The 18,431-nt window shown below is 61.6% G+C and carries 13 protein-coding genes and 1 pseudogene; 13 read left to right on the top strand and 1 reads right to left on the bottom strand.

What is annotated here, in order from left to right:
* The first annotated feature begins 8 nt into the window (after positions 1-8).
* From treZ to CKW14_RS24315, 9 genes are all read left to right on the top strand, one after another.
* A complete protein-coding gene (gene treZ / locus CKW14_RS24355; protein ID WP_095126264.1) occupies positions 9-1,811 on the top strand; it encodes a malto-oligosyltrehalose trehalohydrolase in 1,803 nt (600 codons plus the stop codon).
* Positions 1,808-3,886, top strand: a complete 2,079-nt coding sequence (gene malQ, locus CKW14_RS24350; protein WP_095050735.1) for a 4-alpha-glucanotransferase — start codon at positions 1,808-1,810, stop codon at positions 3,884-3,886. The genes treZ and malQ overlap by 4 nt, the downstream gene beginning before the upstream one ends.
* Positions 3,883-6,651 (top strand): malto-oligosyltrehalose synthase, encoded by a 2,769-nt coding sequence (locus tag CKW14_RS24345; protein WP_095126263.1) that lies wholly within the window; start codon positions 3,883-3,885, stop codon positions 6,649-6,651. Before malQ ends, CKW14_RS24345 begins: the two co-directional genes overlap by 4 nt.
* Before the next feature lie 27 nt (positions 6,652-6,678).
* Entirely contained in the window at positions 6,679-6,993 is a 315-nt protein-coding gene (locus tag CKW14_RS24340) for a DUF2934 domain-containing protein (protein ID WP_095126262.1), read from the top strand.
* 224 nt (positions 6,994-7,217) lie between these two features.
* Complete coding sequence (gene glgX, locus CKW14_RS24335) at positions 7,218-9,377, top strand: glycogen debranching protein GlgX (RefSeq protein WP_095126261.1); 2,160 nt, start codon at positions 7,218-7,220, stop codon at positions 9,375-9,377.
* Between the two features lies 1 nt (position 9,378).
* Positions 9,379-10,377, top strand: coding sequence for an acyl-CoA dehydrogenase family protein (locus CKW14_RS24330; protein ID WP_095050731.1), 999 nt, complete (start codon positions 9,379-9,381; stop codon positions 10,375-10,377).
* Complete coding sequence (locus tag CKW14_RS24325) at positions 10,374-11,132, top strand: PIG-L deacetylase family protein (protein WP_095050730.1); 759 nt, start codon at positions 10,374-10,376, stop codon at positions 11,130-11,132. Before CKW14_RS24330 ends, CKW14_RS24325 begins: the two co-directional genes overlap by 4 nt.
* Complete coding sequence (locus CKW14_RS24320) at positions 11,129-11,728, top strand: SAM-dependent methyltransferase (RefSeq protein ID WP_095050729.1); 600 nt, start codon at positions 11,129-11,131, stop codon at positions 11,726-11,728. The genes CKW14_RS24325 and CKW14_RS24320 overlap by 4 nt, the downstream gene beginning before the upstream one ends.
* Complete coding sequence (locus tag CKW14_RS24315) at positions 11,725-12,411, top strand: glycosyltransferase family 2 protein (protein WP_095126260.1); 687 nt, start codon at positions 11,725-11,727, stop codon at positions 12,409-12,411. Before CKW14_RS24320 ends, CKW14_RS24315 begins: the two co-directional genes overlap by 4 nt.
* A 9-nt stretch (positions 12,412-12,420) precedes the next feature.
* Here the strand turns inward: CKW14_RS24315 and CKW14_RS30035 are convergent, their stop codons facing one another.
* Positions 12,421-12,564: a hypothetical protein gene (locus tag CKW14_RS30035; protein ID WP_156685515.1), complete on the bottom strand. Its 144-nt coding sequence runs from the start codon at positions 12,562-12,564 to the stop codon at positions 12,421-12,423.
* A gap of 3 nt (positions 12,565-12,567) precedes the next feature.
* Here CKW14_RS30035 and CKW14_RS24310 point away from each other — a divergent pair, with 3 nt between their 5' ends.
* From CKW14_RS24310 to CKW14_RS24295, 4 genes and pseudogenes are all read left to right on the top strand, one after another.
* A complete protein-coding gene (locus tag CKW14_RS24310; protein WP_095050759.1) occupies positions 12,568-13,326 on the top strand; it encodes a PIG-L deacetylase family protein in 759 nt (252 codons plus the stop codon).
* A gap of 194 nt (positions 13,327-13,520) precedes the next feature.
* A complete protein-coding gene (locus CKW14_RS24305) occupies positions 13,521-14,303 on the top strand; it encodes an endonuclease/exonuclease/phosphatase family protein (protein ID WP_095126259.1) in 783 nt (260 codons plus the stop codon).
* A gap of 193 nt (positions 14,304-14,496) precedes the next feature.
* Positions 14,497-17,005, top strand: a pseudogene (locus tag CKW14_RS24300) (autotransporter outer membrane beta-barrel domain-containing protein).
* A gap of 321 nt (positions 17,006-17,326) precedes the next feature.
* Positions 17,327-18,394, top strand: a complete 1,068-nt coding sequence (locus CKW14_RS24295; RefSeq protein ID WP_095126258.1) for an autotransporter outer membrane beta-barrel domain-containing protein — start codon at positions 17,327-17,329, stop codon at positions 18,392-18,394.
* Positions 18,395-18,431: the final 37 nt, after the last annotated feature.

Below are 18,431 nucleotides of genomic sequence, written 5' to 3'. Positions count from 1 at the left end.
TCACCACGATGCCGTTACGGTCTACTGAAACCTGGCCCCACGGCGCGATCATGCTAGACGCCGAACACACGCAATTTGCGCTATGGGCGCCGGATGCGTTTTACGTGAGTGTCGAACTTGAAAACGGCCAGTCGCTGCCGATGCTGCCTCAGGCAGAGGGCTGGTTTGTGATCAAGGCCCGCTGTCCGGCGGGCACCCGCTACCGCTACAACATCGACGGCGAACTGGAGGTGCCTGACCCGGCCTCCAGAGCCCAGGATGGCGACCTCGACCGCCAGAGTGTGGTGGTCGATCCTCTGGCTTATCAATGGCGACACACGGCCTGGCACGGTCGGCCATGGAGCGAAGCAGTGATCTACGAGTTGCACGTCGGTGCGCTCGGTGGTTTCGCGGAAGTCGAACAACATCTGGCGCGCCTTGCAGGCCTGGGCGTCACCGCCATCGAACTGATGCCGCTGGCGCAGTTTCCCGGCGAGCGCAATTGGGGCTACGACGGTGTTTTGCCCTTCGCCCCGCAAGCCTCCTACGGTACGCCGGAACAACTCAAACACCTGATCGACAGCGCCCACGGCCATGGTCTGGCAGTAATTCTCGACGTGGTCTACAACCACTTCGGGCCGGACGGCAATTACCTGCACCGTTACGCCAAAGGCTTTTTTCGCGAAGACAAGCACACGCCGTGGGGCGCGGCGATCGATTTTCGTCGCAGCGAAGTGCGCGAGTTCTTCATCGAAAACGCGCTGATGTGGCTGCTCGAATACCGTTTCGACGGCCTGCGCCTCGACGCCGTGCATGCCATTGAGGATCCGGATTTTCTCAGCGAAATGGCCCGACGTATCCGCGCGCAGATCGATCCCAGTCGGCATGTCTGGCTGACCGTGGAAAACGAACTCAACCAGTCGAGCCTGCTGGAATACGACTACGACGCGCAGTGGAACGACGACGGCCATAACGCCCTGCACGTCCTGCTCACTGGCGAAACCGATGCGTATTACGCCGACTACGCCGCACAACCCACCGAACAATTGGTGCGCTGCCTCAGTCAGGGTTTTGTTTTCCAGGGCCACATCACCCGCCATGGCGAACCACGCGGCGAACCCAGCGAACACCTGCCCTCCACGGCGTTCGTGCTGTTCCTGCAAAACCACGATCAGATCGGCAACCGTGCGTTCGGCGAGCGCCTGCATCACCTGGCCGATCCGCGTGCCGTGCAGGCAGCGACCGTGTTGTTACTGCTGTCGCCGATGATTCCGCTGATGTTCATGGGCGATGAGTTCGCCGCCGAGCAGCCGTTCCTGTTTTTCACCAGTCATCACGGTGAACTGGCCAAGTTGGTGCGCGAGGGCCGCCGCAATGAATTCGCCGCGTTCAGTGCCTTCACCGATCCGCACAAACGCGAGCAGATTCCCGACCCGAACGCCGAAAAAACCTTTCACGCCTCACAGCCCAGGTTGATCGGCAATGGCAGCGTGAAACAGCAGGAAACCCTCACGCTGTACCAGAAGCTGCTGCAATTTCGCCATCAATACATCATTCCACATCTGTCCGGCACGCAAGCGCTCGGCGCCCATATGCTCGGTTATGGCGCGGTCAGTGCGCGCTGGCGTCTGGGCAATGGCAGCGAGCTGCGAATTGACCTGAACCTCAGCGACACGCCAGTGGTCAACCCTCCACAGACCGAGGCCGTGTGGTTGTTTCAACAGCCATCCAGCGTCGATCTATCGGAATCGGGTGAACTGCCCGCGTATTGCGCGCTTGTCAGCCTCACGGCCGCAATCCCTTTGCAACCTCTGGATGGAGAGCGCCTATGAGCGATGCGCAACTGGAAATACTTGCAAGCCGCGCCGGCCTTGCCGTCGACTGGATCGACGCCAACGGCCGCCCGCAAAAAGTCGCCCCGGCGGTGCTGCGCAATGTTCTGATCGGACTCGGCCACCCCGCCAGCACCGCGCAGGAAATCGACGCCAGCCTGCTGGAACTGCAAGCTGCCCAACAAGACCGGCACTTGCCGCCGCTGCTGACCAGCGATGTTGGCGTCGGCCTTGATCTGGGTCGGTATTTCGCCCCGCAAACCCCGTGCGAAATCCACCTTGAAGACGGCTCGCGGCTGGACCTGAAACTGGACTCTGAAGCGGTACTGCCGGGACTGATTCCGGTCGGCTATCAACAGGTGCACATCGGCGATCAATACTTCACCTTGGCCGTGGCGCCTGAGCGTTGCTTCAGTGTCGGCGATGCGGTGGATAATCCGATTCCCCGTGTTTGGGGTCTGAGTGCGCAACTGTATTCGCTGCGCCGCCCCGGCGATGGCGGTTTCGGTGACACCCAAGCGTTGGAAGATCTGGTCCGCGTGGCCGGTGAACGCGGCGCCGATGCGCTGGCGATCAGCCCATTGCACGCCATGTTCAGCGCCGATACCGGGCGCTACAGTCCTTATTCGCCGTCCAGTCGTCTGTTCCTCAATCCCCTGTACGCCGCCCCCGGCGCGATTCTCGGTGAGCGCGCTTTGCGCGATGCGATCGACGCAACCGGCCTGGCCGAGCAGTTTGCGCAACTGGAAGACCTGACCCTGATCGACTGGCCAAGCGCCGCCGACGCCAAGCAAAAACTCTTGCAAGCGTTGTACGAAGGTTTCATCGCCGGTGACCACCCACTGCACCCGGACTTCGGCAGTTTCCGCCATGCCGGTGGCGAAGCACTGGAAAACCACTGCCGTTTCGAAGCGATTCAGGAAATGCGCGCCGCCCGTGGTGAAAACCTCGACTGGCGGCAATGGCCGGAACACTGGCACGACCCACGCGGCGCAGCGCTCGAAGCGTTTGCCGAGGAATATGCCGAACGCATCGGCTACTTCGCTTTTTGCCAATGGCTGATCCACCGTTGCCTGGAGCGCGCGCAAACCGCTGCACGCAGCGCCGGCATGGGCATTGGCCTGATCGCCGATCTGGCGGTGGGTGCCGACGGCGCCGGTAGCCAGGCCTGGAGTTTCCAGGATGAATTGCTCGCGTCGCTGACCGTGGGTGCGCCGCCGGACATTCTCAATCGCTCGGGCCAGGGCTGGGGCATTTCCGCATTCTCGCCGGAAGGCCTGATTCGCAATGGCTTTCGTGCCTTCATCGACATGCTGCGCGCCAACTTCGCCCATGCCGGCGGCTTGCGCATTGACCATGTGATGGGCCTGCAACGCTTGTGGGTGATCCCCAACGGCGCGGCGCCGGCCGATGGCGCGTACCTGTATTACCCGGTCGATGACTTGCTGCGATTGCTGACCCTCGAATCCCATCGCCACCAGGCCATCGTCCTCGGTGAAGACCTCGGCACGGTGCCCGATGGCCTGCGTGAAAAGCTCATCGCCCGTTCCATGCTCGGCATGCGCGTGCTGCTGTTCGAGCAGGACAACACCTTTTTCAAACCGATTCTCGACTGGCCGGACAACGCCTTGGCAACCACCAGCACCCACGATCTGCCGACGCTCAACGGCTGGTGGCATGGCCGTGATATCGACTGGAACGCACGCTTGGGTTTCGTCGATGCCAACGGTGAAATCGAATGGCGGCATCACCGCCAGCGTGAGCGCGAAGGCCTGCGCAACGCGTTGAGCCAGGACCCGCAAAACTTTCGCGAGGAATCCCACGAGGCCGATCAAGTGGTCGATGCCGCTGTGCGTTTCCTCGGCCACACCCGCGCGCCGTTGGTGCTGTTGCCGCTGGAAGATGCGCTGGGCATCAATGAACAGGCGAATCTGCCCGGCACGATCGACACCCATCCGAACTGGTCACGGCGCTTGCCCGGCACCAGTGAGGCGCTGCTCGATGGCGCGGATGCGGCGCGACGCCTGGAATTACTCGCCTGCGCAAGGCTCCAGGCTGCCGAGCGTGACCAATGAATCAAACGCTCATCCAGCCCCTGCGTGCGACATTGCGCCTGCAATTTCATAAAGGTTTTACCCTCGAACACGCGGTGCCATTGGTGCCGTACTTCGCCCGGCTCGGCATCAGCCATATTTATGCCTCGCCGCTGCTCGCAGCACGGGCCGGTTCGATGCACGGCTACGACGTGGTGGACCCGACCCAGGTCAACCCGGAACTTGGCGGCGAGCCGGCGTTACGGCGCTTGGTCAGCACGTTGCGCGAACACAACATGGGCCTGATCCTCGACATCGTCTCCAACCACATGGCGGTCGGTGGCAACGACAACCCGTGGTGGCTTGATCTGCTGGAATGGGGACGGCTGAGTCCTTATGGCGAGTTCTTCGACATTCAATGGCATTCGCCGGACCCACTGATGGAAGGCCAGTTGCTGCTGCCGTTCCTCGGCAGCGATTACGGCGTAGCCTTGCAGGAAGGCACGCTGAAACTGCACTTCAATGCGCAGACCGGCAGTTTCCATGTCGAGCACTACGACCATCACTTCCCGGTGTGCCCGAATGATTACCCTGAGCTGCTGAAATCCACGGATGCACTGAAGCCGTTGGCCGATCGCTTCGGCGCCCTCAGCTATCAGACCGATGCCCATTCACTGGCGATGCCGCTGAAAGAACAACTGCGGCAACAGGCGACAGACCCGCAGATCCTCGAAGCGATCCAGAACAACCTGCAGCACTACGACTCGACCACCGAAGACGGCTTCCACAAACTGCATGAGTTGCTCGAACGTCAAAGCTATCGCCTGGCGAGTTGGCGCACGGCGGCTGACGACATCAACTGGCGGCGCTTTTTCGACATCAACGAACTCGGCGGGCTGCGCGTTGAGCGCCCGGCAGTGTTCGAAGCCACCCACGGCAAGATCTTCCAGTTGATTGCCGAAGGGCTGGTCGACGGTTTGCGCATCGACCACATCGACGGTCTCGCCGACCCGCGCGGTTACTGCCGAAAACTGCGCCGCCGGGTTGATCTGCTGGCGCCGGGCAGGCATCTGCCGATCTACGTCGAGAAGATCCTCGGCGCCGGCGAAACCCTGCACCGCGACTGGGCGGTGGATGGCACCACCGGTTATGAATTCATGAATCAGCTGTCGCTGCTGCAACACGACCCGGACGGCGAATTTGTGCTCGGTGACCTCTGGCAACGGCGTACCGAACGTCCGGCCGCGTTCATCGAGGAAGCGCAACTGGCGCGCCAGCAGATCCTCAACGGCTCACTCGCCAGCGATTGCGAAAGCGTCGCCCAGGCGCTGCTGCAAGTCGCCCGCGATGACCTGATGACCCGCGACCTGACCCTCGGGGCGATCCGCCGAGTGCTGCAAGCGTTGATCGTGCACTTCCCGGTGTATCGCACGTACATCAGCGCCATGGGCCGCTCCGCGCAGGATGAAAAGTTCTTCCAGCAGGCCATGGACGGCGCGCGACAGAGCCTCGGTGAAGGCGACTGGCCGGTGCTCGACTGCGTTGCCGCCTGGCTTGGCGGTACGCCATGGCGGCGTAAACCGCGCGGGCGTTCGCGCAAGATTCTCAAGCATGCCTGCGTACGCTTTCAGCAACTGACCTCACCGGCAGCGGCCAAAGCCGTGGAAGACACCGCGCTGTATCGTTCCGCCGTGCTGCTGTCGCGCAATGACGTCGGCTACAACACCGAACAGTTCAGCGCTCCGCTCAGCGACTTTCATGCGGTCAATCAACAACGGCTGAGTGAATTCCCCGACAACTTGCTGGCCACCGCGACCCACGATCACAAACGTGGTGAAGACACCCGCGCACGTCTGGCCGTACTCAGTGAACGCAGCCATTGGTACGCCGAGCAGATCGAGCTGTGGCGCGCCCTCGCCCGTCCGGTGCGGGTGGATGATCAGATGCCATCGAGCGGCGATGAGCTGATTCTCTATCAAGCGTTGCTGGGCAGTTGGCCGCTGCAACTGCGTGACGACGACCAGGCGGGTTTCGCCGATTACGCCAAGCGCATCTGGCAATGGCAACAGAAAGCCCTGCGTGAAGCCAAGCTGCAAAGCAGTTGGAGCGCACCGAGCGAAAGCTACGAAAACGCCGCGCATGCGTTCACCGAAAAACTCCTCACCGGTGAGGAAGGCGAACTGCTGCGCGCCGCGCTGAGCAAGACCGTCAACAGCATCGCCGCCGCCGGCGCGCTCAATGGCTTGGCGCAAACCTTGCTGCGCATGACCGTGCCGGGTGTGCCCGATTTGTATCAGGGCAATGAGTTCTGGGACTTCAGCCTGGTCGATCCGGACAACCGCCGGCCGGTGGATTACGCCGCTCGCGAACACGCTTTGCAGGAGCCATTGCCACCTGTGGAGTTGCTGGCGAACTGGCGTGACGGGCGTATCAAGCAAGCCTTGATTGCCCAAGTGCTGAACCTGCGCGTGGAGTATGCCGAGCTGTTCCGCCGGGGCAGCTACCAGGCCCTGGAGGTGCTCGGCAGTCAGGCGCACAACGTGCTCGCGTTTGCCCGTGAGCACGCGGGCAAGCAGGCCATCGTGATCGTGCCGGTCCGTTGCGCGACCCTGCTGGAAAACGGTGCTGTACCTCAGGTCGATGCGCTGCGCTGGGGCGATACGCGAGTGGTTTTACCGTTCGCCGCCTCTGCGACAAACCTGAAGGGACTTTTTTCAAGCAGCGCAGTCACAAAAAACAGGGAGCTGAATATCAGCGACGCGCTGGGGGATGTCCCGGTCAATCTCTTTATCCAACACTTAACGTAAGCATGAGTTCAGTTCAGGAGCATTGCGATGAGTACCGACGATAAACGCATCCGCGAATTCGCCTATCAAATCTGGGAATCGGAAGGTAAGCCCGAGGGGCATGAAGAACGCCACTGGGAAATGGCGCGCAAGCTCGCCGAAGCGGAAGCGCTGGCACCGAAGAAACCGCCGAAAGCCACCGGCAGCAAACCGGCTGGCAAGACAGCCGAGGCCAAGGCCCCGGCCGCTAAGCCGAAACCACCGGCCAAAGCCAAACCGGCCAGCGCCGCCAAAGTGATTCCCCCGGGCGAAAAGCCTGCCGAGAAAAAGCCTCGGGCGCCGCGAAAGCCTTCGGCGATCTGACGCTTTAACGACGATTGAACTGAATGACCGTGTGGCGGGTTCGCTCGCCACCGAGGGCTCACTCGCCCTGAAGAAACACATAAACCCTGTGGGAGCGAGCCAGCTCGCGAAGACGTCGGCACATCCGACATCTGTGTCAGCTGACCCACCGCTTTCGCGAGCAGGCTCGCTCCCACAGGGGAAACAGTGTGAACCGAACCATCCCGATTTTTGCAGGAGCAATCATGACCCGTCCAAAGAATGCCGAACCCACCGCGCACGCCGAGCCGTCGAGAATCCGTGAAGGCCTGCCCTTCCCGCTCGGTGCGACCTGGGATGGTCTGGGGGTGAACTTTGCTCTGTTTTCCGCCAACGCCACCAAGGTCGAACTGTGCATCTTCGACGATGCCGGCGAAGTTGAACTCGAACGCATCGAACTGCCGGAATACACCGACGAGATCTACCACGGCTACCTGCCTGATGCGCACCCGGGGCTGATCTACGGTTACCGCGTCTACGGCCCGTATGACCCGGCCAACGGCCACCGCTTCAACCACAACAAATTACTCATCGATCCGTACGCCAAGCAACTGGTCGGTCAACTGAAATGGTCGGAAGCGTTGTTCGGCTACACCATCGGCCACCCCGACGCCGACCTCAGTTTCGATGAACGTGACAGCGCGCCCTTCGTGCCCAAATGTAAAGTCATCGACCCGGCGCACACCTGGGGCAACGACCACCGCGTCAGCGTGCCGTGGGACAAAACCATCATTTATGAAACCCACGTGCGCGGCATCAGCATGCGTCACCCTTCGGTACCGGAGAACGTACGCGGCACCTTTGCCGGGCTGATGGTCGACGACGTGCTCGAACACATTCGCAAGCTCGGCGTGTCTACCGTCGAGTTGCTGCCGATTCATGCCTTCGTCAATGACCAGCATCTGCTGCACAAAGGCATGACCAATTACTGGGGTTACAACAGCATCGCGTTCTTCGCCCCGGACCCGCGCTACCTGGCCAGCGGCAAGATTGCCGAATTCAAGGAGATGGTCGCGCACCTGCACGAAGCCAACCTCGAAGTGATCCTCGACGTGGTCTATAACCACACCGCCGAGGGCAACGAGCAAGGCCCGACCCTGTCGATGCGCGGCATCGACAACGCCTCGTACTATCGCTTGATGCCCGACGACAAGCGCTACTACATCAATGATTCCGGCACCGGCAACACCCTCGACCTGAGCCACCCGTGCGTGCTGCAAATGGTCACCGACTCGCTGCGTTACTGGGCCAGCGAGATGCACGTCGACGGTTTCCGCTTCGACCTGGCAACGATTCTCGGCCGCTACCACGACGGTTTCGACGAGCGTCACAGCTTCCTCGTTGCTTGCCGTCAGGACCCGGTGCTGCGTCAGGTGAAGATGATCGCCGAGCCATGGGACTGTGGCCCCGGTGGTTATCAGGTCGGCAACTTCCCGCCGGGCTGGGTCGAGTGGAACGACAAGTTCCGCGACACCGTGCGCGCGTTCTGGAAAGGCGACGACGGCCAGGTTGCCGATTTCGCCAGCCGCATGACTGCCTCCGGTGAGATGTTCAACCAGCGCGGGCGGCGGCCGTACTCCTCGGTGAACTTCATCACCGCCCACGACGGTTTCACTCTCAACGACCTGGTCTCTTACAACGACAAGCACAACGAAGCCAACGACGAAAACAATCAGGACGGCAGCAACAACAATCTGTCGTGGAACCATGGCGTCGAAGGCCCGACCGACGATCCTGAAATCAATGCCCTGCGCCATCGGCAGATGCGCAATTTCTTCGCCACCCTGCTGCTCGCCCAAGGCACGCCGATGATCGTCGCCGGTGATGAGTTCGCCCGTACCCAGGACGGCAACAACAACGCCTATTGCCAGGACAGCGAGATCGGTTGGGTCAACTGGGACCTGAGCGAGGACGGCAAGGCGTTGCTGAAATTCGTCAAGCGCCTGATCAAGTTGCGTCTGGCTTATCCGATTCTGCGTCGCGGCCGCTTCCTGGTTGGCGAATACAACGAGGACATCGGCGTCAAGGACATCACCTGGCTGGCGCCGGATGCCACCGAGATGACCACCGAGCATTGGCACGATGCGCACAACCGCTGCCTGGGCATGTTGCTCGACGGCCGCGCGCAGGAAACCGGGATTCGCCGCAAGGGTGCGGATGCGACGCTGCTGCTGGTGGTCAACGCCCATCATGACATCGTCAACTTCACCCTGCCGGAAGTACCGGAAGGCAGTTTCTGGACCTGCATGATCGACACCAATCAGCCGTCGATCCGTGGTCAGGAACGCTTCGATTTCGGCCACGAATACTCGGTCACCGGGCGCTCGCTGCTGCTGTTCGAACTGCAACGTGATGAAGAAGACTGATATGGACCTGCACCGTTATCTGAGCCGACGACCAACGGATTATCCGCACACCGCAGCCCTCGGCGGGTGCCTGCGGGCGCTGGTCGAGGCCGGGCTGGATCGTCTGCCGTTACCGGGCAGTGGCCGCACGCTGGAGCGCTTTCAGCAGTTGGCGGAAGTCGGCGGACATGACCTGGGTCTGTGCAAACTGTTTGAAGGCCACACCGACGCGCTGGCGATCATTGAACAACTCGGCGGCTCACCTACGCCGGGCAGCACTTGGGGCATGTGGGCAGCGGAGCCACCGCAAGCACGAGTCAAAGTCAGCCCAGTCGGGCACATGGTCGCGCTGCATGGACGCAAGGCATGGTGCTCCGGCGCCGCCGTGCTCAGCCACGCCTTGCTCACCGCCTGGGATGGCGACGATCAGCAGCAACTGGTCGCCGTCGCCCTCGACCAACCGGGCGTCACCGTCACCGAGCAAGGCTGGCAAGCGGTGGGCATGGCGGCTACTGGCAGCGTCGAGGTGCTGTTCGACGGTGCCGAAGCGCAGGCCATTGGCAATCCCGGCGACTATCTGCAACGCCCGGGTTTCTGGCAGGGCGGGATCGGAATTGCCGCGTGCTGGTACGGCGCCGCACGGCAAATCGCCGACGCGTTGCGCATCCAGTGTGAGCAACGCCCGGAACCGCACGCCCTCGCCCATCTCGGCGCGGTCGATAGCGCCTTGCAGGCCGCGGCGGATGTGCTGCGCTTCAGCGCCTTGCACATCGATGCGCACCCGGAAGACAACGCCGAATTACTCGCCCGTCGTGCCCGCGCGGTGGTCGAGCAGTCGGCTGAACAGGTGATGCGTGAGGTCGGGCGCGCCCTCGGTGCCGGGCCGTTTTGCAAGGATCGCCACTTTGCCCGGCTCAGCGCTGATCTGCCGGTGTTCCTGCGCCAGAGTCATGCCGAACGGGATCTGGCCGCGCTCGGGCAAATGGTGGCCGGGCACTCCGCGGAGGCATGGGCGCTATGAAAACCAATCCGATTGTCGGCCAGGGCACCAGCCTGCACCAATGGCAGGCTTCGCGGCATCTGGCGGAACTGGATAGCATCGACATCCTCAGTCTGGTGCCTCCGGGCGCGCGGGCGGTGATTGTCGCGCCGCACCCGGACGACGAAGTGCTCGGTTGTGGCGGTTTGCTGCAATTGCTCGCTGAGGCCGGTCGGCCTTTGCAACTGATGTCGGTCACCGACGGCAGCGCCAGTCATCCCGGTTCAAGTCGCTGGCCGGTGGAACGTCTGAGCGTGGTGCGGCCGCAGGAATCGGCCGAAGCGCTGCGTCGTCTCGGACTGCCGATGCACCGCGTGAAGTGGCTGCGCGGTGGCTTCAGCGACACCCAGGTGGCGGCTCAGGAAGCGGAGCTGGTCGATTTCATCGAACGTCATCTGCGTCCCGACGACGTGCTCTTTACCACGTGGAGCGAGGACGGACATTGCGACCACGAAGCCGTCGGCCGCGCCAGTGTCGAGGCTGCCCGTCGCGTCGGTGCGACTTGCCATGAACTGCCGGTGTGGACTTGGCACTGGGCAACTCCGGAAGACGCCTTCGTACCGTGGCAACGCGCACGCAAGATTCTTCTGACGCCGGCGCAAGTCGCGCGCAAACGCCACGCGGTGCACGCTTTCGCCAGTCAACTGGAAGGCGATCCTGACGCCGGACTCGGTCCGGTGCTCGCACCGTATGTGCTCGATCGCCTCTTACAGCCCTTCGAAGTGGTGTTTCTATGAGTGTCGAGGATCGCTATTTCGACGGTTTGTTCGCCGGCAACGATGACCCATGGGCGTTCCGTGAGCGCTGGTACGAGCAGCGCAAACGCGCGATCACCCTCGCCGCCCTGCCGCGTCCGCACTACCGGGCAATCTTCGAACCGGGTTGCGCCAACGGCGAGTTGAGCGCCGAACTGGCCGCGCGTTGCGATCGGTTGTTGTGCTGTGACACGGCCAGTGCGGCAGTGACTCTGGCGCGCACGCGGTTGAGCGTGTTCGACCACGCCGAAGTGCGGCAAAACCGTCTTCCGGGCGACTGGCCGGAGGAAAAATTCGACCTGATCGTATTTAGCGAGATCGGCTACTACCTGGATAGTCAGGATCTGACAGAAGTGATCCGTCGAGCCAGTGATTGCCTGACTGCCGACGGCCAGTTCCTCGCCTGTCACTGGCGTCCGCCCATTGACGGCTGCCCGCTGAATGCGCGGCAGGTTCACGACCTGATTCACGAAAAACTGCATCTGCCCCGTCTGGTCTTGCATCAGGAAGCGGACTTCATCCTTGAGGTGTGGAGCCGCGAACCGCGCTCGGTGGCGGCACTGGAGGGCTTGCGATGATCGGCATTCTGATCCCGGCGCACAATGAGGAAGACTTGCTCGACGACTGCCTGAGCGCGGCCATGCGCGCCAGCCGCCACGGTTTGCTGGCCGGTGAAAAGGTTGAAGTGTTGGTGGTGCTCGACAGCTGCACCGACCGCTCGGCGCAGATTGTCAGTCGCTATCCGGTGCTGAGCCTGCACATCGACGCACGCAATGTTGGCCAGGCCCGGGCGGCCGGCGCGCAGCTATTGCTGGAGCGCGGCGCGCGCTGGATCTCTTGCTCGGACGCCGACAGCCGCGTGGCCGACGACTGGCTGGTAGCGCAACTGGGGTTGGGCGCGGACGCGGTATGCGGTACCGTCACGGTCGAACGCTGGCACGAGTCGTTCGATGAAGCGGCGCAAATCCGCTATCACCGGCATTACCATGCCAGCGATGGCCATCGGCATATCCACGGCGCCAATCTGGGCATCAGCGCCGACGCCTATCGCTGGGCCGGGGGCTTTAAACCGCTGGCCTGCGACGAAGATGTGCAATTGGTGCGGGAGCTGGAACTCGACGGCGCGAACATCGCCTGGAGCCATCGCCCGCAAGTGCTCACCAGCGCGCGGTTCGACAGCCGTGCGCGCGGTGGCTTTGGTGACTATCTGCGAAACCTGGCACAGATGGAGCAAAAAAAAGCGGATCAGATTGATCTGTGACGCGACGAACTACGCTTCATGAGCAATACTCTGCTGCGCGGCAATCCAGGGTTCGGAGCGTCGCTGGGCAATCAACCAGCCTTCACGGGTCGGCGGCGTCTGGCAATCACCGCCAAACGCACGACTGAGGGCGAAACAACACAAGGACGTCACACCATGAAACCGTTAACCCTCAGCGACAGCAGTTCGTCGGCGCAAATCTGGAACAGCGCCCCGCAACTGGACAACATTCCGGTCATCAATACTTTAAGTCTGGTACCCGCCGGCGCCCGCGCCGTGGTCATCGCGCCGCATCCGGGCGATGAAGTGGTCACCTGTGGCGGTCTGCTGCAATTACTCTCCAGCCTCGGTCATCCGTTGCAATTGCTCTCGATCACCGATGGCAGCGCCAGCCACCCGGGTTCGCGGCAATGGTCGGAAAAACGCCTGAGCGTGTTCCGCCCGCAGGAAAGCGTCGAGGCCCTGCGCCGTCTCGGCTTGCCAATGCACAGCCTGAAATGGGTGCGCGGTGGTTTCACTGACAACGCTCTGTGCGAACAGCAAGCGCAAGTGACCGAATTCATCAGCCGCTACCTGCGCCCAGGCGATGTGGTGTTCAGCACCTGGCGCGGCGATGGCAACGACGACCATGAAGCGGTGGGTCGGGCCAGCGCGCATGCAGCGGAACAAGCCGGGGCGACCTTCCACGATGTACCAGTCTGGGCCTGGCACTGGCCCGAGCGCGACCAGCAACTGATCCCTTGGGAACGCGCGCGCAAACTGCGCCTCGACACCTGGACCGTCGCGCGCAAGAGCCACGCCACCCATGCTTACGCCAGTCAGCTCAAGGGTGAACCGGCGATTGGTATTGCACCGATGCTGCCGCCGGTGATTCTCGAAAGAATGCGCCTGCCCTACGAAATCGTGTTTGTCTGACGCCGTTTCGGGTGGGAGCGAGCCTGCTCGCGAAAGCGGTGGTTCTACCAACTTATGTATTGGATTTACCGACGCCTTCGCGAGCAGGCTCGCTCCCACAGGAATTGGGTTGTCATCAACCATGATTTGCAAGGAACTGCCGCCCCTCGCCATCAGTCGCATGAATAAGCGGCCCGCAATCCAGAGGAGTGAACGTGTCCAGCGAACCCAAGCGTCATGTTGTCGACGCGCCTGTCATTCATCGTCTTAGGGTGCTGACGGTCAACACCCACAAAGGCTTCACCGCGCTTAACAGGCGCTTCATCCTGCCGGAGCTGCGCGAAGCGGTGCGCAGCACCTCGGCCGATCTGGTGTTTCTGCAAGAAGTGGTGGGTGAACACGAACGGCATTCGAACCGTTACAACGAATGGCCACAAACCTCGCAATACGAATTTCTCGCCGACAGCATGTGGAGCGATTTCGCCTACGGGCGCAATGCCGTTTACCCCGACGGCCACCATGGCAATGCCCTGCTGTCGAAATACCCGATCCGTGAATACCGCAACCTCGACGTGTCGATCACCGGCCCCGAGCGCCGTGGACTGTTGCACTGTGTGCTCGACGTCCCGGGTCACACCGAGGTCCACGCAATCTGCGTGCACCTGAGTCTGCTCGAAAGCCACCGGCAATTACAGCTGCAACTGCTCTGTCAATTGCTCGAATCGCTGCCCGACGATGCCCCGGTGATCATCGCCGGCGACTTCAACGACTGGCAGTTACAGGGCAACGCCGCCCTCGCCCGTCGTGACTACCTGCACGAAGCGTTCGAGCGCCACCATGGGCGCCCGGCCAAGACCTACCCGGCGCGGTTTCCATTGCTGCGACTGGACCGGATCTACCTGCGCAATGCCAGTAGTCATGACCCGCAGATCCTCGGCAACAAGCCGTGGACGCATCTGTCCGATCACCTGCCGCTCGCGGTAGAGGTGCATCTGTAAGCGCATTTCTGACAAGACCGTCCGTCAGCCATGCTTGAACCGCGAGGAAATTCATCTACACCTAAAAAAGCTCAAGGAGTAGCGCATTCAATCCGTTAGATCATGGACTTGATGTAAGGCATCAACTGTAAACGATGCCTAGACCATGACACGCTCAGGGATGAATTCCCCGAATTTGCCCTAGGGAATGACCATGCCGCGCTACTCCACGCACTTGCTGACATTACCGCACGCCTTGCTCCTGCCTGCTTCCTTGCTGATTTTGACCAGCCACCCCGTTTCAGCGGCCTGCACGCTCGTGCCCGGGCCGGGCAATGACAATTTCACCTGTGACAGCGGTACCAGCGGTTCGCTGACGGATCTCGCCGGCAACAACAGCCTGACATTCGCCGCTAACGGCAGCGGTCAGATCAATGGCAGCGTGACCTTCGGCGCTGGAGCCGACCGGGTCGAAATCAACTCCGGCGTGATTACCGGCGCGGTCAATCAGGGCAACGGTATCGATGACTTTGTCATGACGGGCGGCTCAATTGGCTCGTTGGCTCAAGGCGACAGCCGCGATACGTTCTTGATGAACGGGGGCATCATCGTCGGCGCCTTTGAGGATGGCGACGTCGCGCGCATGACGGGCGGCACCATCGGCCGCGTGGACATGAAACTCGATAACAATATTTTTGACCTGTCGGGCGGGCAGATTATTGGCAATCTGGTCACCGGTTTCGGCACTGACACCATTATCGTTTCCGGTGGCCGCATCGGCGGCAACATTAGTGTCAGCGGCGGCAACGACAGCATCACGGTGAGCGGTGGGGAAATCGTCGGCGAGGTTCGCGCCAGCGTGGGTGATGACCGTTTGCTGTGGGATGGCGGCGGCATTATCCGTTCGACGATCCTCATGGACGTCGGCAATGACACCGTCACCCTGCGCAATCTCGACGATAATATTCTTGCGCTGACGCCCAGCGTTAATGGCGGCGTCGGTAGCGATACCCTGTCACTGGATAACACCCGCACGGCCCTGCCCGCGAGCTTCATCAATTGGGAAGCGGTGAGCCTGGTTAATGGCTCGCAACTCGATCTGGGGTCGTCAGGACTGGTGCTGGGGGACGCCGGCACCGGCAGTGGCGTGTTGAACATCGATACCCGCAGCACATTGTTTGCCACACAAGGTACGGTGGCATCGGCGGTGGCGGGTCAGCCAGTGACGCTGAATAACGCGGGGATCATCGATTTGACCCGCAATAACAGCCGCACTGACGATACGCTGACCGTACAGGGCAACTACGTCGGTAACAGCGGCCAGTTACGCTTGCAAAGCGTGGTCGGTGGCGATGATTCACCGAGTGACAAACTGGTGGTCAACGATGGCAGCTTAAGCGGCGGCACGGTGATCACGGTCAGCAACCTCGGCGGACTAGGCGGCCTTACCGAGGTGAACGGCATCCAACTGGTGCAGGCGCAAGGCAGCACGCTGAGCAGCAATAACGCCTTCACCCTCAATGGCCCGGTGTCGGCCGGAGCTTACGATTACTATCTGTTCAAAGGAGGTGTCACTGCCGGCACGGAAAACAGCTGGTATCTGCGCTCCGCCATCGTTGCGCCGCAGCTGGTGAGCGCTCCCAACCCCGATCCAACGCAGCCGCCCATCCTGGTGCCGGTGGTCGCTACCCCCGTAGCGGCGGCGACGCCGGCCGGGAGCCCGCCGTTGCCGGTATTGCCCGCAGCCGTTGCGGGAGCCGAACCGATCCCTTTGTATCGCCAGGAAGTCCCGACTTGGTCGGTGTTGCCGCCCGCTGCCGCGCAACTGACGCTTAACGCCCTGGGCACCTTTCATGACCGTCAGGGCGATCAACGCCTGCTCGCGGAAACCGGTGCATTCGGCGCCGGATGGGGCCGTGTCTATGGTAAAAACTCGAGCAGACCTGGGCCGGCACGGTCACGCCGCGACTGGATGGCTCGCTCAATGGCTTTCAGGTCGGCAACGATCTGTACAGCTCGCAGACGTCCGGCAGCCTGAATCAGCGCTTGGGTTTCTTTGTCGGTCACAGCCGCTTGCAAGGTGATGTCGACGGTTTCAACGAAGGCTTTCAGCACAACAGCGCCGGCAAGATCAAACTCGAGGGCGACAGCTATGGCCTGTACTGGACGCTGATGGCGCCCACCGGCGGGTACCTCGATACCGTGGTAATGGGCACTCGCTTCGACGGAGACAACCATTCCGATCGCGGGGTAAAACTGGACAATCGCGGGCACGCCCTGACGTTGTCCACCGAGGCCGGTTACCCGTTGCCGATCAATGACACCTGGGTGATCGAGCCGCAGGCGCAGCTCATCCATCAGAAAATCTCCCTCGACAGCCAGAACGACGGTATTTCACGCGTCTCGTTTGATTCCGACGGCGCCTGGACCGCTCGCCTCGGCGCACGCCTCAAAGGTCGATATCAGGTCAGCGGCCTTCCTGTCGAACCGTACCTGCGCGCCAATGTGTGGCATACGTTTTCCGCTACTGACTCGGTCACGTTTGGCGACAACGATGTGATTTCCAGCGAACGGAAATCCTCGACAGCGGACATCGGCCTGGGCGTAGTGTTGACCCTTGATCGCGCGGTCAGTGTGTACGCCAGTACCGATTACACCAGCAATATTGACAGCAATGACGTGCGCGGCGTGGTGGGCAACCTAGCATTCGCCTCAGTTGGTAGACCTTCCGTCGACAATTTAAACTCTCTACCTTGCGGCTCTCAATGCGTTCTTCCATACAAACAACCACTTAGTTATGTGCAGAAAAACAAACGCTTGCAAAGCCTGTTTTGCCACTACCGCTCATCGTTCAATTTCTTGACGGCGGCGCGCGACTCTTCTTATCTCTACCTTACTACCCCCGGAATCACTACCGGGACGAGCCTTCGGACACTCGCGAAATCGAGCGGCCACGGTTCGCCCCGCTCCATTCGGTCGCCCCTCGTTCGGGGTAGGAGAGACGCCACATCGAGATGCCGCATGCGCCTGCAAGGTAGACCTCCATGAGAACTTCAATCACCCCACACGAGATCAAAATCACTTTCTGCACAGTGTCGAGTTCTATCTTGCTGTGCTCATCCATGGAGGCGCAGGCCGGTCCTGCGGCGGATGAAACGACCCCGTGGTACCGCGCGGATGTGCCCGTGATGACGTTGCCCGCCACCGTCATCACCCCCGGCCCGCAACGCTTCAGCCCACGGCCCGATCTGCAGGGCACACGCTTGATTACCGAAGACCTCGCACCGTCGGCCTGGGACGAGTTGTACGGTAGAAGCGCCCGTCAGGCGCAAACCGATGTGCTGTCGTCAGGCTACGCAATGCCCGGCAGCGGCGACTTCAAAGGGCCAGCCGTGTTGACCGTACAAGGTGGCGGGCATACCCAGACCATCGGCTTGATCGGCGGCGTCAATCAGATTCAAGCCAATGGCAACGGGGTGCTCACTAGTCGCGCCTTGGCCGATCCGAACACTGACACCCTCAATCTACAAGGCCAGAGCCTCGGGGCCTACTACAGCCTCACTGGTGCGCAAGGCTGGCACGTTGATCTGTCGGCCAGCGGTGGCCGGGTCAGCGGTTTCAGTCGCAACGGCCAAGGCGCCCGGCAAGCCACCGAAGGCAGCGCCATGACCTTCTCGGTCGAAGGCGGTTTTCCGATTGGCTTGAGCGACAACTGGGTGGTCGAACCGCAGGCGCAATTGATCAATCAACGCATCACCCTCGACACGCCGTACGCCGGCTCGGGCAATGCGTCCTCCACCGATCTGACCGCCTGGAGCGGCCGCGTCGGCGCCCGTTTGAAAGGCAGTTACGATTTGAATGGTCTGCCGCTCGAACCCTATGTGCGCACCAACCTGTGGCACACCGTTTATACCGGCAGCACGGTGACGCTGGATCAGGTCGACAAGATCAGCAGCAGCCGCAAGTCATCCACCGTTGAGTTGGGACTGGGGCTGGTGGCGCGGGTAACGCCTGTGGTGAGTCTGTATGTCAGTGCCGATTACAGCAGTGATGTCGATGACAATGATTTGAACGGGATCATTGGCAGCCTTGGGGTGCGGATGCGCTGGTGAGCGTTGAGCCGGATTTTGGAGGTGTCTGAACTGGCGC

The sequence above is a fragment of the Pseudomonas sp. Irchel s3a12 genome, from assembly GCF_900187485.1.
Lineage (GTDB): Bacteria > Pseudomonadota > Gammaproteobacteria > Pseudomonadales > Pseudomonadaceae > Aquipseudomonas > Aquipseudomonas neuropathica.
Note: the sequence above shows the minus strand (reverse complement) of the source record. Positions and strands in the feature narration are given on the sequence as shown.

What these genes read in the sequence shown, in the direction of transcription:
- CKW14_RS24315 (WP_095126260.1), top strand. Translation starts at nt 11,725, where the DNA reads ATGATCGGCATTCTGATCCCGGCGCACAATGAGGAAGACTTGCTCGAC.
- CKW14_RS24320 (WP_095050729.1), top strand. Translation starts at nt 11,129, where the DNA reads ATGAGTGTCGAGGATCGCTATTTCGACGGTTTGTTCGCCGGCAACGAT.
- glgX (WP_095126261.1), top strand. Translation starts at nt 7,218, where the DNA reads ATGACCCGTCCAAAGAATGCCGAACCCACCGCGCACGCCGAGCCGTCG.
- malQ (WP_095050735.1), top strand. Translation starts at nt 1,808, where the DNA reads ATGAGCGATGCGCAACTGGAAATACTTGCAAGCCGCGCCGGCCTTGCC.
- CKW14_RS24310 (WP_095050759.1), top strand. Translation starts at nt 12,568, where the DNA reads ATGAAACCGTTAACCCTCAGCGACAGCAGTTCGTCGGCGCAAATCTGG.
- CKW14_RS24345 (WP_095126263.1), top strand. Translation starts at nt 3,883, where the DNA reads ATGAATCAAACGCTCATCCAGCCCCTGCGTGCGACATTGCGCCTGCAA.
- CKW14_RS24295 (WP_095126258.1), top strand. Translation starts at nt 17,327, where the DNA reads ATGAGAACTTCAATCACCCCACACGAGATCAAAATCACTTTCTGCACA.
- CKW14_RS24325 (WP_095050730.1), top strand. Translation starts at nt 10,374, where the DNA reads ATGAAAACCAATCCGATTGTCGGCCAGGGCACCAGCCTGCACCAATGG.
- CKW14_RS24330 (WP_095050731.1), top strand. Translation starts at nt 9,379, where the DNA reads ATGGACCTGCACCGTTATCTGAGCCGACGACCAACGGATTATCCGCAC.
- CKW14_RS24340 (WP_095126262.1), top strand. Translation starts at nt 6,679, where the DNA reads ATGAGTACCGACGATAAACGCATCCGCGAATTCGCCTATCAAATCTGG.
- treZ (WP_095126264.1), top strand. Translation starts at nt 9, where the DNA reads ATGCCGTTACGGTCTACTGAAACCTGGCCCCACGGCGCGATCATGCTA.